We start from the raw sequence: 14,677 nt of genomic DNA, 5'->3' as shown, positions 1-14,677 counted from the left end.
GATATCCGCTAAGTGCCTGATTTGTATAGCTTATTTGGTGGAGCCGGGGGGATTTGAACCCCCGTCCGCCAGTACTCCGCTGTCGGTACTACATGCGTAGCCGTTTCTATTAAGTTAACCCTCAGCGACCCGAAGGGCAGGGTGCTTTGGGCGAGTTGTGTAAGTTTTAGCCGCTTCGTCCACAACGTACTGCACGGCGATTCTGTTCTATATGACAATCACTTTGGGTTTACAGACATCCCCTGGTGATTGCTGGACCCGAAGGTACCAGAAGCTCAGGTCTAAGGCTGCTTACGCAGCGATAGCGAATTCCTGGCCGTAGTTTTCGTCATTGGCAACTATAAGAAGTTGCAACAGTGGATTTACGAGTTCTGTTACCAACTCGGCATGCACCTAAAGTTTCGCGACCGGCGTCGAATCCTAAACGGCCCCGTGCTTGTAACTCGTTGTTTCATAGTGAGTGACAAGCCTGTGCAGTGTACGCCATACGGTCACAGAAGGCCAACCCGAAGGTTGGCCGTGAGCCCAGGCTGGCTTATTGGCCGCCTTTCTCGCTGTTCTGCATATCTTGAAGGGCTTTGGCGGTGATCTCGATGCATTTCTTGTCATCGCCAGCTGCGTGCGCGGCTTTGGCTTGGGAGACCGCTGTGTCGATTTCGCCACTTTTGCCACTGGTGTCGGTGGCGAGCAGGGCTTTACCGTTGTTGATTTTGTCCAGGTTGATCTGGCACAGATCTTTGTCAGCGGCTGCAAAAGCAGGTGAGGCCAGCATGGCAGCGGTAATGAACAAGCCAGCAAGAGCGGAACGCTTCATAGGGTATCTCCTTGCGAAATAGGGCTCGACGCTGCTGGCGTTCAGGTGCTGCCAGCGACATCACTATGAGCCTCGTTCGCCGAGGCCTATGCAGATGACTACGCTGGCGCGCAGGGGTTCTGTTTTTTTGCAGGTTTAATGCGTCGGGCTTGGGTTACCCGGTCCACCAGGTACACCAGCCCGTGGTAATCGATGCCGCCATGCTGGCTCAGGCCAATCTCGCAGGTACGGCTGGTGGAGATGCCTTCGCTGCAAAATTGCACGGCGCCTTTGAGTGAGCGCAGGGCGTGGGCGTTGAGTTGCGGCGTGGTAAAGCCTTTGTCGCCGGCGAAGCCGCAGCAGTGAATGCCTTCGGGGACGATCACGGTTTTCGCGCAGCGTCGCACGAGGTCGATCAGCGCCTGGCTTTCGCCCAAATGTTGGGTGCTGCAGGTGACGTGAACGGCGATGGGCGCTTCCTGGGGCGTGAAGTCGAGGCGCTGCATCAGGTGGGTGCGGATAAAACGCACCGGGTCATAGAGGTCGAGGCGCGTTTCGCCGAGGTCTTGCACAAGCCGCAGGGTGCACGGGCTGGTGTCGCAGTAGATTGGGTCGAGGCCGCCACGGCTGGCATGCAGCAGTGCGCCAAGCAGTTCCTGGCGCTTGTGTTCGGCCTGCTCGGCGTAGCCTTTGGAGGCGAAGGGCTGGCCGCAGCACAGGCTGTCGAGGTTGTCGGGGAGCACAATGTGGTAACCGGCCTTTTCCAGCAGGCCACGGGTTTTGTCGTACAGCGACATCTGCTCGTTATCGCCGGCTGCCGGGCCCATGGCGCGTGAGACGCAAGCCGCCAAATACACGACGCGCGGTCGCTCGTCTGTCGGCGTTGGGCTGAAGCGAATGGCTTTTTCCGGCTGCGGCATGGCGCTGGTCCATTGCGGGATTTGCCCCTTGGACAGCCTGGTCAGCGTGGCTGACAGCTTCGCCAGGCGCGGGGCGCCCAAGAGCATGCGCGCGCCATTGGCGACATGCAGGGTAAAGCGCGCGCCTTGCATGGCGGTGGCGAAATGGCTGGCCAGCCAATCGGCGGTTTTCGTACGGTCGGCATCGCGTGCGCGCAGCTTTTTCACCAGGTCGCCGGTATTAATCCCTACAGGGCAGCGTTGGGCGCATAAGCCGGTGGCAGCGCAGGTGTCGATGCCTTGATAGTGGTAGGCCGCTTCCAGCTCGGTGGTGTCGACGCCCGCACGCTTCTTCGCCTGAATGTCGCGCCAGATTACGATGCGTTGGCGTGGGCTCAATGTCAGGCCTTTGGAGGGGCATACCGGCTCGCAGAAACCACATTCGATGCACTTATCCACAAGCTCGTCGGCTGCGGGCAGCGGTTTGAGGTGCTTGAGGTGAATGTGCGGGTCTTGGCTGAGCACCACGTCGGGGTTGAGAATAGCGTTGGGGTCGAGCAGGCGCTTGAGCTGCCACATCAGTTGATACGCGTCGCTGCCCCATTCCAGCTCGACAAAAGGCGCCATATTGCGGCCAGTGCCGTGTTCGGCTTTCAGCGAGCCGCCGAACTCCACGGCCACCAGTTGCGCCACGTCGTCCATGAACGCTTGATAACGTGCGATTTCTTCGCTGCTGTTAAAGCCTTGGGTGAACACGAAATGCAGATTGCCTTCCAGAGCATGTCCGAAAAGGATTGCCTCGTCATAGTGATGTTTGTCGAACAGCTCGATCAGCCGGTTCACGCCGATCGCCAGTTGTTCGACCGGGAAGGTCACGTCTTCGATGATCACTGTGGTACCGGTTTTGCGCACGGCGCCGACGGCAGGGAAGGTGTCTTTGCGGATCGCCCACAGGCGGGCGTTTTCCAGCGGGTCCTCGGTGAAGTCGACCTGTTTTTCCACCGGGAAGGTCGCCAGCGAAGCCATGATTTGCGCCCGTTGCGCCTGCAGCAAAGCAGGCGACGCGGCGCGGGATTCGATCAGCAGTGCGCAGGCTTTTTCCGATAGGTGCTGTACGAAAGCGGGCATGCCCGGTTTGTTCTGCACCGAGCGCATGCTGCGCCGGTCCAGCAACTCAACGGCCGAGACCGCTTGGGTTTTCAACACAGTGACCGCGTTGCAGCAGGTCTCTACATCTGGAAACACAATCAGCGCCGACGCTTTGTTCGGGTGATCAATCACCGTGTTGTAGGTCACTGCGCTGATAAAACCCAGGGTGCCTTCGGAGCCCACTAACAGGTGGCTGAGAATATCCAGTGGCTCATCGAAGTCCACAAAGGCATTGAGTGACAAGCCGGTGGTATTTTTCAGACGATACTTGTGCCGAATTTTTGCGGCTAATTCAGCGTTTTCGCGTGTTTCGCGGCCCATGGTCGCCAGGCGCTCAAGCAACTTGCCATGCTGTTTGCGAAATGCGCTGACGCTGTCCGCGTCTTCGGTGTCTACGCAGCTGCCATCAGCGAGTACCAGGCGCATGCCTGCCAGGGTGTGATAGGTGTTTTGCGCGGTACCGCAACACATGCCGCTGGCATTGTTGGCGACGATGCCGCCGATTTTGCAGGCATTGATCGACGCGGGGTCCGGCCCTATCTTGCGCCCGAACGGCGCGAGCCAGGCGTTGGCTTGGGCGCCTATTACACCGGGTTGCAGGCGGATCTGAGCGCCTTGCCCGCGAATCTCGCGGCCGTTCCAGTGGTCACCGAGCACTATCAGTACCGAGTCGCTGATGGCTTGGCCGGACAAGCTGGTGCCGGCAGCGCGGAAGGTCACGGGCACGTGGTCACGTTGAGCCAGTTGCAACAGCGTTACGACTTCGTGTTCCGATTCCACGCGAATGACACACTGTGGGATCAGTCGGTAAAAGCTGGCGTCGGTGCCGAATGCGAGAGTGGAAAGCGGGTCATCGAAACGCCGATCCTTCGGGATCAGCTGTGCGACGTCGCTGAGGAAAGCAGCAGGCAGGCTCATGGCTCCTCCGCAGAGGTTCAGCGCGGCTGGAAGCCTGTAGCCCGGGGCAGGTCGCCCAAGGCCACAGCATCACAAGGGCTAGTCTTCCTTGCCCTTGTTGCGTACGGCGCGATGCAACTCACGGTTGGAGTCGCGCTCGCGTTCGGTATCACGCTTGTCGTATTCCTTTTTACCTTTGCCCAGTGCAATCTCGCACTTGACCAAGTGCTTGCTCCAGTACCAGGACAGGCAGATGCAGGCATAGCCTTTCTGCTGTACGGCCGCGGCGAGCTTTTCGAGTTCGCGCGCGTTGAGCAATAACTTGCGCGTGCGCACCGGGTCGGCAATCACGTGGGTGCTCGCGGTGGTCAGCGGGGTAATATGACTGCCAAGCAGCCATGCCTCGCCATCTTTGAGCAATACGTAGCTGTCGACCAGTTGCAGCTTGCTGGCGCGCAGACTCTTTACTTCCCAGCCGGCCAGGACCAGACCAGCCTCGAAACGATGTTCGATGAAGTAATCGTGTCGCGCCTTTTTATTTTGCGCGATGGTCCCTGTGGGGTGTTTCTTTTGTTTAGCCATAGGGGCGGCATTATAGGGAGTTGCGAGCGTGTCGGCTACGGTCAACCTGCGTGCTTGAGCGTGTTGGATGAATCCCGGACAATACCGGCAGTTCTTTGGTTTTTTTCTCTCGCGGATGGGGCTGTTCTTTCGCGATGTTTGCCGCCCAGATGTGGAAATAACGCTCACATGACGACGCATATTCAACGTTCGGCCTTACTGCCTTATCCGGCGCAGGCGCTTTATGACCTGGTCAACGACGTGGCGCGTTACCCGGAATTTCTGCCTTGGTGCTCTACCGCCGAAGTGCTGGAGGGCAGTGATGAGCATATGGTTGCCAGTGTGGGGGTCGCCAAGGCGGGTCTCAGCCAGCACTTTGTAACGCGCAATATTTTGGTGCCTGGGCAATCGATTGAAATGAACCTGCAAGAAGGGCCGTTTACCCAGCTGCATGGGGTGTGGGTATTCAAGGCGCTGACGGACAAGGCCTGCAAGATAAGCCTGGACCTGTCGTTTGATTACGCCGGTCCGATTGTGCGGGCAACATTGGGCCCTCTATTTAACCAGGCGGCCAATACGTTGGTGGATGCGTTTTGCCAGCGGGCCAAGCAACTGCATGGTTGAGGTGGAAGTGGTGTACGCCGCCGAGGATCGTCAAGTCATGTTGGCGCTAACGGTGCCGCCGGGCACAAGCCTGAGGGCGGCCGCGCAGGCGTCGGGCATTGCCGAGCAATTCCCGCAATTGGTGTTGGCCGATTGCCCTTTGGGCATATTCGGCAAAGTGGTTGCGGACGCGGATGTGCGCGCTGTGCAGCCGGGGGATCGGATCGAGATTTACCGACCCTTGCTCGTAGACCCTAAAGAAGTGCGCAGGCTGCGCGCGGCCAAGGCGGCGTTGGCCAAGCAACAAAACGCATAAGCCTGCCAATCTGCAGGCAACAAAAAGCCCGGCATGCCGGGCTTTTTATCGAGCGTCGCAAACTTACTGCGGGCTGGTGTCCAGAGGCTGTGGCGACGGCACCGGAACGGTTTGTACGCCGTCGACGTCCTTCTGGATTTGATCCAGCAAGGAACCTGGCTTGGCCGGCACTTCGGACTTCTGCTGCTCGGTTTCCTGTACCGGCGCGGGCGCAGGTGCAGTTACGTTGCCGCCGTTATCCTTGCCCAGCAAGGCTTCATCGCGGCTTACACCGGGCATGAAGTCACCGGACAGGCTGACAAGCTGGTCATTGCCATTGAAAATGACGCTGACACGCTCCTGTTGGCGTTCACCGCCACCAGGCTGGATGCTGTAGAGATAATCCCAGCGATCGGCATGGAAAGTGTCGGTCAGCAGGGGGTTACCCATGATAAACCGTACTTGCCGTCGGGTCATTCCGGGGCGTAACTGGTCTATCATATCCTGCGTGACGACATTGCCCTGCTGGATGTCGATTTTGTAAACCCCGGGGAATGAACAACCGGCGAGTGCGAGCAGTCCCACAAAGGTGAAACTGGTTAGCAAGAGCTTGGTGTTTTGCATCGGTGGGCGACTTCCACTATCTTGGCTGGGACAACGTAAACGCCGATCATACCCGTATTAAGAGAAGCTGCGAAGCAGCATCCGCGAGAAAGCTAACCATGGTTGAAAATAGCGAACTACGCAAAGCCGGTCTTAAAGTGACTCTGCCACGAGTCAAGATTCTACAAATGCTCGATTCTGCTGAGCAGCGCCACATGAGTGCCGAAGATGTTTACAAGGCGCTGATGGAGTCTAACGAGGACGTTGGCCTGGCCACGGTTTACCGTGTACTGACCCAGTTTGAAGCCGCTGGGCTGGTGGTTCGCCATAATTTCGACGGCGGTCACGCGGTGTTCGAATTGGCGGACGGTGGTCATCACGACCACATGGTGGACCTGGATACCAATGAGGTTATCGAGTTCACCAGCCCGGAAATCGAGAAGCTTCAGAAGGCAATTGCCGAAGAGCATGGCTTCGATTTAGTCGACCATAATCTGGTGCTGTACATCCGTAAGAAAAAGTAAAAACGCTGCAGATTCGCTCTGCACAATGATCGAAGGCGACCTTAAGGTCGCCTTCGTGCTTTCTGAATAGAAGAAATTGTCGGTTTAAGCTTTCGCTGCAACGACCATTTTTTTCGCGTGGGCCAAGGACTCCTTGGTCAGGTCGATCCCCCCCAGCATCCGCGCCACTTCTTCAACACGCTCCGACTTGTTCAGCTTGGACACGGCGGTGTGTGTGGCATCGCTGCCGCGCACCTTGTGAACGAACAGATGTTGATGCCCTTGAGCTGCCACCTGCGGCAAGTGGGTGACGGTAAGCACTTGCCCGCGATCACCCAGCCGACGCAACAACTGCCCGACGATCTCTGCGGTTGGCCCGCCAATACCCACGTCCACCTCGTCGAATACCAATGTCGGTACACGGGAGGTCTGCGCGGTAATCACCTGGATGGCCAGACTGATTCGTGACAGCTCGCCACCCGACGCTACTTTCGCCAGCGCTTTGAGCGGCTGGCCAGGGTTGGCGCTGACCAGCAGTTCAACCTGTTCCAAACCGTGGGGTTGCAGCTCATTGCTGGTGTTGGCGTGCAGTTCGATAGTGAAGCGCCCGCCGGGCATGCCCAAACGCTGAATTTCCAGCTCCACAGCGCCGGCGAGGCTGGTTGCCGCTTGCTGGCGCAGTTCGCTCAGTTCGCGGGCCTTTTCTTGGTAATGCCGGGCAAAAGAGGCGAGTTCGTCGGCCAGTCGCTCGATGGATTCGTCGTTGGCATTAAGGGTTTCGATTTCATCCAGCAATTTTTGCTGCATCGTCGCCACTTCGGTGGGTTGGATGCGATGTTTGCGCGCCAGCGTGTAAATGGTGTCAAGGCGTTCTTCTATTTCCTGCAGGCGGGCCGGGTCGGCATCAAAGTGATCGAGGAAGCGATTCAGCTCGCCCACGGCTTCTTCAACCTGGATCTGCGCGCTGGTCAGCAGCGTCGTGGCTTCGCTCAGCGAACCAGAAGAATTGTTCACGCTGGCCAGGCGATGCAGGCTGGCCGTCAGCGCGTTAAGCACGTTGCCCGAATCGCTCTCGCTGCATTGCTCTACCACTTGGCGGCAAATGCCCAGCAGGGTCTCGGCGTTGGTGAGGTTCTTGTGTTCCTGCTCCAACTGCTCCAGCTCGGTTTCACCAAGGCCGAGGCTTTCCAGCTCTTCAAGTTGATAGCTGAGCAATTGATGGCGAGCGCGCTGCTCGTCACCGGAATTCGAGAGCCGCTCCAGCTCTTGCCGGGTCTGGCGCCAGCGCTGGGCAGCCAGTTGCACCTGGCGGGCCAGATCGGTGGCGCCGGCATATTCATCGAGCAAGCGGCGATGGGTGTCGGTTTTCAGCAGGGACTGATGCTCATGCTGGCTGTGGATGTCGATCAGCAATTCGCCCAGCGCTTTCAAGTCGCCAAGTGGGCAGGGCGTGCCGTTGATATAGCCGCGTGAACGCCCTTCCGCCGTGATGACTCGGCGCAGGATGCACGGGCCTTCATTATTAAGGTCGCGCTCGGCCAGCCAGGCTTCGGCCTCGGGAATGTCTGCCAGGTCAAAGGTGGCGAGGATATCGGCCTTGTCCGCACCGGGGCGCACTACGCCGCTGTCGGCGCGATCGCCGAGGGTGAGGCCCAGAGCGTCGATCATGATCGACTTGCCGGCGCCGGTTTCGCCTGTGATTACGCTCATCCCGCGATCCAGTTCGAGGTCCAGATGTTCAACGATGGCGTAGTTGTGTACAGACAGGTGCACGAGCATGGCGGCCGCTCCCAGGTGTTAGGTCTGGTTATTTATACAGTGTTTTGTTCCGGGCTGACAATCCTGGCGCTTAGCTCGATTTGCTTGAACGAGCGGGTTTGTTAGCGCAATAAAGAATGACCGCGCAGGAATTGACCCAAGCCGGCAGAAAGACTTTTGGTAACGCCTGCGCCCTTGAACCTGGAAATTGTGGCCCCATATACCGGAACAGAAGCGCGAGTTGAGTTCGCGCATGATTTGAAAGGAGAGATCTATGGCTGACGAACAGACGCAGGATACGCAAACTCCGGACGCCAATTCGGCTGTCGGCGATGAGCTGGCGACCCGTGTGCAAGTGCTCGAAGAGCAATTGGCCGCTGCGCAGGATCAATCTTTGCGTGTTGCCGCCGATCTGCAGAACGTCCGTCGCCGTGCCGAGCAGGACGTCGAGAAAGCGCACAAATTCGCGCTGGAAAAATTCGCCTCCGACCTGCTGCCGATCATTGACAGCCTGGAACGTGGCCTTGAGTTGTCCAACGCGGATGACGAAAACATCCGCCCAATGCGTGAAGGGATTGAGCTGACCCTGAAAATGTTCCAGGACACCCTGAAGCGTTATCAGTTGGAAGCGATTGATCCGCAAGGCGGCGAACCGTTCAACGCTGAGCATCACCAGGCAATGGCTATGCAAGAAAGCCACGACCTGGAGCCCAACAGTGTTTTGAAGGTGTTCCAGAAGGGTTATCAGCTCAACGGTCGCTTGCTGCGCCCGGCAATGGTGGTAGTGAGCAAGGCTCCTGCACCTGTTGCACCTTCTATTGATGAGCAGGCTTGAAATCAGTCGCAACGGCCCCATCTATAAGTCAAGCGTTTAAGTGCTACCGCAGTTAGCCACCACTGCTGCGGCAACCAAATTCAAGTTTCGGGAGAGTAAAAAACATGGGCAAAATTATCGGTATCGACCTGGGGACCACCAACTCCTGCGTCTCCGTTATGGAAAATGGCAAATCGAAAGTTATCGAGAACGCCGAAGGTGCACGCACCACCCCGTCCATCGTGGCTTACGCCAACGACGGCGAAATTCTGGTTGGCCAGTCTGCCAAGCGTCAGGCTGTGACCAACCCAAATAACACCCTGTATGCGGTGAAGCGTCTGATCGGTCGCAAGTTCGACGAAGAAGTCGTGCAAAAAGACATCAAGATGGTCCCTTACAAAATCTCCAAGGCTGACAACGGTGACGCCTGGGTTGAAGTAAACGGCCAGAAAATGTCGCCGCCGCAAATCTCGGCTGAAATCTTGAAAAAGATGAAGAAGACCGCTGAAGACTACCTCGGTGAAGCAGTGACTGAAGCGGTGATTACCGTTCCTGCCTACTTCAACGACAGCCAGCGCCAGGCGACCAAAGACGCCGGCCGCATCGCGGGCCTGGACGTAAAACGGATCATCAACGAACCTACCGCAGCTGCGCTGGCTTACGGCATGGACAAGGCCAAGGGCGACCACACTGTGATCGTTTATGACCTGGGTGGCGGTACGTTCGACGTCTCGGTCATCGAGATCGCTGAAGTGGATGGCGAGCACCAGTTTGAAGTGCTGGCCACCAACGGTGACACCTTCCTGGGTGGCGAAGACTTCGACATTCGTCTGATCGACTACCTCGTTGACGAATTCAAGAAAGAAAGCGGCATGAACCTTAAAGGTGACCCGCTGGCCATGCAGCGCCTGAAAGAAGCCGCTGAAAAAGCCAAGATCGAGCTGTCGTCTGCTCAGTCGACCGACGTGAACCTGCCGTACATCACTGCAGACGCTACCGGTCCAAAGCACTTGAACGTGAAAATCTCGCGCGCCAAGCTGGAAGCGCTGGTTGAAGACCTGGTTCAACGCACCATCGAGCCTTGCCGCATCGCGCTGAAAGACTCCGGTATCGACGTTGGCGCGATCAACGACGTGATCCTGGTCGGCGGTCAGACCCGTATGCCACTGGTTCAGAAGTTGGTAACCGAGTTCTTCGGTAAAGAAGCGCGTAAAGACGTGAACCCGGACGAAGCGGTTGCCATGGGTGCTGCTATCCAGGGCGCTGTACTGGCCGGCGACGTTAAAGACGTGCTGCTGCTGGACGTCAGCCCGCTGACCCTGGGTATCGAAACCATGGGTGGCGTGATGACTGCGCTGATCGAGAAAAACACCACGATTCCTACCAAGAAATCTCAGGTGTTCTCGACCGCTGACGACAACCAGGGCGCTGTGACCATTCACGTGCTGCAAGGTGAGCGTAAGCAAGCAGGCCAGAACAAGTCCTTGGGCAAGTTCGACCTGGCAGAGATTCCACCAGCACCGCGTGGCGTGCCACAAATTGAAGTGACCTTCGACATCGACGCCAACGGCATTCTGCACGTAGGCGCCAAAGACAAGGCCACCGGCAAAACTCAGTCGATCGTGATCAAGGCCAACTCCGGCCTGTCCGAGGAAGAAATTCAGCAGATGATTCGTGATGCTGAAGCCAACTCCGAAGAAGATCGCAAGTTCGAAGAGCTGGCCGCTGCCCGTAACCAGGGTGACGCACTGGTGCACTCGACGCGCAAAATGATCGCTGATGCTGGCGACAAAGTGACCGCAGAAGAGAAGGTTGCCATTGAGGCCGCCGTGGTCGCCCTGGAAGCCGCTGTTAAAGGCGACGACAAGGCTGCCATCGAAGCCAAGGTTGAGGAGCTGTCGAAAGTCTCCGCACCGGTCGCTCAGAAAATGTACGCCGAGCAAGGCCAGCCGGCAGACGGTGCTGCGCAACACGCAGAGCCTGAAGCCAAGCACGACGATGTTGTGGATGCCGAGTTCGAAGAAGTCAAAGACCAGAAGTAAGTTGGTCGCCCGGTTGACCGCTATCAAGCGGTGACTGGTAGGATGTCGCCGCGCGGGAGCTTGCTCCCGCGTTGGCGTGTCTGGGGTATGCGAATTTTTACAACATGCGACAGCGTTCGTGTGTTGGCGGTGTGATCGGGAATGCTCCTGCTTCCTTGGCGACAGTCACCGCGTTTTTGGCCGGGTTGCTGGCTGAAAACAGTAACGACCAGGATCGTTGAATTGACGTGAGTTGGGTCCGGGCCTGTATTGGGGCTCAGCGAGTTTGGCCAGGCTCAGGAGGGCCTGGCTGAACGTCCTTAAGAGTGCAAAGACTTATGGCAAAGCGTGACTATTACGAAGTATTGGGTGTGGAGCGCGGCTCCAGCGAGGCGGACCTGAAAAAGGCCTACCGCCGTCTGGCGATGAAGCACCACCCGGACCGTAATCCGGATAGCAAAGAATCCGAAGATCTGTTCAAAGAGGCCAACGAGGCCTACGAATGCCTGAGTGATCCAAACAAGCGCGCGGCCTACGATCAGTATGGCCATGCTGGCGTTGACCCAAGCATGGGTGGCGGCGGTGCAGGTTTTGGCGGTCAGAACTTCTCCGATATTTTCGGTGATGTATTCAGCGACTTCTTCGGCGGTGGCCGGGGTGGTCAGCGTGGCGGTGCCCAGCGTGGCAGCGATTTGCGCTACACGCTGGAACTGAACCTGGAGGAGGCCGTACGCGGCACCACGGTCAATATCCGTGTGCCGACGCTGGTCAATTGCAAGCCGTGCGATGGTTCGGGTGCTAAAAAAGGTTCTGCGCCGATTACCTGCCCAACGTGCGGCGGTATCGGCCAGGTGCGTATGCAGCAGGGCTTTTTCTCCGTGCAGCAGACGTGCCCGCGTTGCCATGGCCAAGGCAAGATCATTTCCGATCCGTGCGACTCGTGCCACGGCGAAGGCCGTGTCGAAGAGTACAAGACGCTGTCGGTGAAAGTGCCGGCGGGTGTTGACACCGGTGATCGCATTCGCCTGTCGGGCGAAGGTGAGGCGGGCGTTCAGGGTGGGCCTACCGGCGACCTGTACGTGGTGATCAATGTGCGCGAGCACTCGATCTTCCAGCGCGATGGCAAGCACCTGTTCTGCGAAGTGCCGATCAGCTTTGTCGACGCAGCCTTGGGTGGTGAGTTGGATATTCCGACCCTTGATGGCCGGGTAAAACTCAAGATTCCCGAAGGTACGCAAACCGGCAAGCAGTTCCGCATTCGTGGCAAAGGCGTTGCGCCGGTGCGGGGTGGCGGTGCGGGCGATTTGATGTGTCGTGTGGCGGTCGAAACGCCGGTCAATCTGGGCCGTCGTCAGCGTGAACTGCTTGAAGAGTTCCGCAGCTCGCTGGAAGGCGATGACTCCCATTCGCCGAAAACCACCGGCTTTTTCGACGGTGTGAAGCGCTTCTTTGGCGACCTGTAAGGACGTGAATATGCGACGTATAGCCGTAATGGGCGCTGCCGGGCGCATGGGCAAGGCGTTGGTCGAGGCGGTGCAGCAGCGCTCACCTGCCTCGGGGCTGACGGCGGCGATCGTCCGGCCAGGCAGCACGTTGATCGGTGCAGACGCTGGTGAGCTGGCCTCGCTGGGGCGCATCGGTGTTTCATTGTCGAGCAGCCTGGCGCAGGTGGCTGACGAATTTGACGTGCTGATCGATTTCACGCTGCCGGACGTGATGCTGAAAAACCTGGCGTTCTGCCGCAAAGCGGGCAAGGCCATGGTGATCGGCACCACGGGCTTGAGTGCCGAGCAGAAACAGTTGCTGGTTGAGGCGGGCAAGGATATTCCGGTGGTGTTCGCGGCCAACTTCAGTGTCGGCGTGAACCTGTCCCTCAAGCTGCTGGATCTGGCGGCGCGGGTGTTGGGTGATGAGGCGGATATCGAAATCATCGAGACGCATCATCGCCATAAAATCGATGCGCCGTCGGGCACTGCGCTGCGCATGGGCGAGGCGATTGCCGATGCGTTAGGGCGTGACCTGTCGAAAGTCGCGGTGTATGGCCGTGAAGGTCATACCGGTGAGCGTGCGCGTGACACCATTGGTTTTGCGACCGTGCGCGGTGGTGATGTGGTCGGCGACCATACGGTGTTGTTCGCCACCGAAGGCGAGCGCCTCGAGATCACACACAAGGCTTCCAGCCGCATGACGTTCGCCAAAGGTGCGGTGCGTGCCGCGCTGTGGTTGGAAGGCCGTACGCCGGGTCTGTATGACATGCGCGATGTGCTGGACCTGCACTAATCAGTAGCTAAAACAGGGCCTTGGGATTATCCTGAGGCCCCGTTTTTACCCGCTAAGCGATGTTCTGTCGCATTCCCCTGCCTTTAAGGCTCATTAGCGGTGGACCAAAAAAGCCTTTTTCTGTAAGCTACAGCTTTAGTGTGTCCACTAAAAGCGCGCAGAATAATTCAGTGAAGAAGCGGGGTGACGTGTCCATACGTCACTCCGCTTTTTTACAACCTGCGATCGCCCTTTCAGGCTTTATTTACGGGAGGTCTTCTTGACTAAGCCAGCCATACTCGCCCTTGCTGATGGCAGCATTTTTCGCGGCGAAGCCATTGGAGCCGACGGTCAAACCGTTGGAGAGGTGGTGTTTAACACCGCCATGACCGGCTATCAGGAAATCCTTACCGATCCCTCCTACGCCCAACAGATCGTTACCCTGACCTATCCGCACATCGGCAACACCGGTACTACACCGGAAGACGTCGAGTCTGATCGTGTCTGGTCGGCGGGCCTGGTGATTCGCGACCTGCCACTGGTTGCGAGCAACTGGCGTAACACGATGTCGCTGTCCGATTACCTGAAAGCCAACAATGTGGTGGCAATCGCCGGTATCGATACGCGCCGCCTGACACGCATCCTGCGTGAAAAAGGCTCGCAGAACGGCTGCATCATGGCGGGTGACAATATTTCCGAAGAAGCGGCGATTGCCGCAGCGCAAGGTTTCCCTGGCCTGAAAGGCATGGACCTGGCGAAAGTTGTCAGCACCCGAGAGCAGTACGAGTGGCGCTCCACTGTCTGGGACTTGAAGACCGACAGCCACGCGACCATCGACGCCGCTGACTTGCCGTACCATGTTGTGGCCTACGACTACGGCATCAAGTACAACATCCTGCGCATGCTGGTTGAGCGTGGTTGCCGCGTGACCGTGGTGCCGGCGCAAACTCCTGCCAGCGACGTACTCGCCATGCAGCCGGACGGTGTGTTCTTGTCCAACGGCCCGGGTGACCCTGAGCCTTGCGACTACGCCATCACGGCGATCAAGGCAGTGCTGGAGACCGAGATTCCGGTGTTCGGTATTTGCCTTGGTCACCAGTTGTTGGCCCTGGCCTCCGGCGCCAAGACCCTGAAAATGGGTCACGGCCACCACGGCGCCAACCACCCAGTGCAAGACCTGGACACCGGCGTTGTGATGATCACCAGCCAGAACCACGGTTTTGCGGTAGATGAAGCGACCTTGCCGGCAAGCGTTCGCGCCATTCACAAGTCGCTGTTCGACGGTTCCCTGCAAGGCATCGAGCGCACCGACAAGAGCGCGTTCAGCTTCCAGGGCCACCCTGAAGCAAGCCCTGGCCCGAACGACGTAGCGCCGCTGTTCGACCGTTTCATCAATGAGATGGCCAAGCGACGCTAACTGAGTGGCCTGAGGGTGGCCCGGGAAACCGGCGGCCCCCTCAGGCTCTTCAAGGATTGTTCAAGACGGCTTGCCGACTGACCTGCGGATTTGAGTGACAAACCC

Annotated in this window: 13 protein-coding genes and 1 other RNA gene; 8 read left to right on the top strand and 6 right to left on the bottom strand. The window is 58.2% G+C overall.

All coding sequences use genetic code 11. From position 1 onward, the window contains the following. Positions 1 to 35: 35 nt before the first annotated feature. The 4 genes from ssrA to smpB form a co-directional block, all read right to left on the bottom strand. Positions 36 to 432: a transfer-messenger RNA gene (gene ssrA, locus AO240_RS10165) on the bottom strand. A 103-nt stretch (positions 433 to 535) separates the two neighbouring features. Next, positions 536 to 814 (bottom strand): hypothetical protein, encoded by a 279-nt coding sequence (locus tag AO240_RS10160; RefSeq protein WP_099236421.1) that lies wholly within the window; start codon positions 812 to 814, stop codon positions 536 to 538. Positions 815 to 912: 98 nt separating this feature from the next. Next, complete coding sequence (locus tag AO240_RS10155; RefSeq protein WP_099236420.1) at positions 913 to 3,759, bottom strand: FAD-binding and (Fe-S)-binding domain-containing protein; 2,847 nt, start codon at positions 3,757 to 3,759, stop codon at positions 913 to 915. A gap of 78 nt (positions 3,760 to 3,837) precedes the next feature. After that, positions 3,838 to 4,320: an SsrA-binding protein SmpB gene (smpB, locus tag AO240_RS10150; RefSeq protein WP_003235073.1), complete on the bottom strand. Its 483-nt coding sequence runs from the start codon at positions 4,318 to 4,320 to the stop codon at positions 3,838 to 3,840. A 168-nt stretch (positions 4,321 to 4,488) separates the two neighbouring features. Here smpB and AO240_RS10145 point away from each other — a divergent pair, with 168 nt between their 5' ends. Further along, positions 4,489 to 4,923, top strand: coding sequence for a type II toxin-antitoxin system RatA family toxin (locus AO240_RS10145; RefSeq protein ID WP_099236419.1), 435 nt, complete (start codon positions 4,489 to 4,491; stop codon positions 4,921 to 4,923). Continuing rightward, entirely contained in the window at positions 4,916 to 5,218 is a 303-nt protein-coding gene (locus tag AO240_RS10140) for an RnfH family protein (RefSeq protein WP_099236418.1), read from the top strand. Before AO240_RS10145 ends, AO240_RS10140 begins: the two co-directional genes overlap by 8 nt. 63 nt (positions 5,219 to 5,281) lie before the next feature. Here AO240_RS10140 and AO240_RS10135 read toward each other — a convergent pair whose 3' ends face one another. Further along, entirely contained in the window at positions 5,282 to 5,821 is a 540-nt protein-coding gene (locus AO240_RS10135) for an outer membrane protein assembly factor BamE (protein ID WP_099236417.1), read from the bottom strand. A gap of 98 nt (positions 5,822 to 5,919) precedes the next feature. On the opposite strand from AO240_RS10135, the gene fur reads away from it, so the two are divergent. Beyond that, positions 5,920 to 6,324, top strand: a complete 405-nt coding sequence (gene fur / locus AO240_RS10130) for a ferric iron uptake transcriptional regulator (RefSeq protein WP_024077449.1) — start codon at positions 5,920 to 5,922, stop codon at positions 6,322 to 6,324. 84 nt (positions 6,325 to 6,408) lie between these two features. Here the strand turns inward: fur and recN are convergent, their stop codons facing one another. Continuing rightward, a complete protein-coding gene (gene recN, locus AO240_RS10125; protein WP_099236416.1) occupies positions 6,409 to 8,082 on the bottom strand; it encodes a DNA repair protein RecN in 1,674 nt (557 codons plus the stop codon). A 253-nt stretch (positions 8,083 to 8,335) separates the two neighbouring features. Between recN and grpE the strand changes: the two genes are divergently transcribed. From grpE to carA, 5 genes are all read left to right on the top strand, one after another. Then, positions 8,336 to 8,896 (top strand): nucleotide exchange factor GrpE, encoded by a 561-nt coding sequence (gene grpE / locus AO240_RS10120; protein ID WP_058412561.1) that lies wholly within the window; start codon positions 8,336 to 8,338, stop codon positions 8,894 to 8,896. A gap of 104 nt (positions 8,897 to 9,000) precedes the next feature. Beyond that, a complete protein-coding gene (gene dnaK, locus AO240_RS10115; RefSeq protein WP_099236415.1) occupies positions 9,001 to 10,917 on the top strand; it encodes a molecular chaperone DnaK in 1,917 nt (638 codons plus the stop codon). A gap of 317 nt (positions 10,918 to 11,234) precedes the next feature. Next, a complete protein-coding gene (gene dnaJ, locus AO240_RS10110) occupies positions 11,235 to 12,359 on the top strand; it encodes a molecular chaperone DnaJ (RefSeq protein WP_058412559.1) in 1,125 nt (374 codons plus the stop codon). A 10-nt stretch (positions 12,360 to 12,369) separates the two neighbouring features. Continuing rightward, entirely contained in the window at positions 12,370 to 13,176 is an 807-nt protein-coding gene (gene dapB / locus AO240_RS10105; RefSeq protein WP_099236414.1) for a 4-hydroxy-tetrahydrodipicolinate reductase, read from the top strand. Positions 13,177 to 13,435: 259 nt separating this feature from the next. Then, a complete protein-coding gene (gene carA, locus AO240_RS10100) occupies positions 13,436 to 14,572 on the top strand; it encodes a glutamine-hydrolyzing carbamoyl-phosphate synthase small subunit (RefSeq protein WP_099236413.1) in 1,137 nt (378 codons plus the stop codon). Positions 14,573 to 14,677: the final 105 nt, after the last annotated feature.

It is taken from the genome of Pseudomonas sp. ICMP 460, assembly GCF_002723595.1.
GTDB lineage: Bacteria > Pseudomonadota > Gammaproteobacteria > Pseudomonadales > Pseudomonadaceae > Aquipseudomonas > Aquipseudomonas kitaguniensis.
This window is presented reverse-complemented; position numbering and strand designations above follow the sequence as displayed.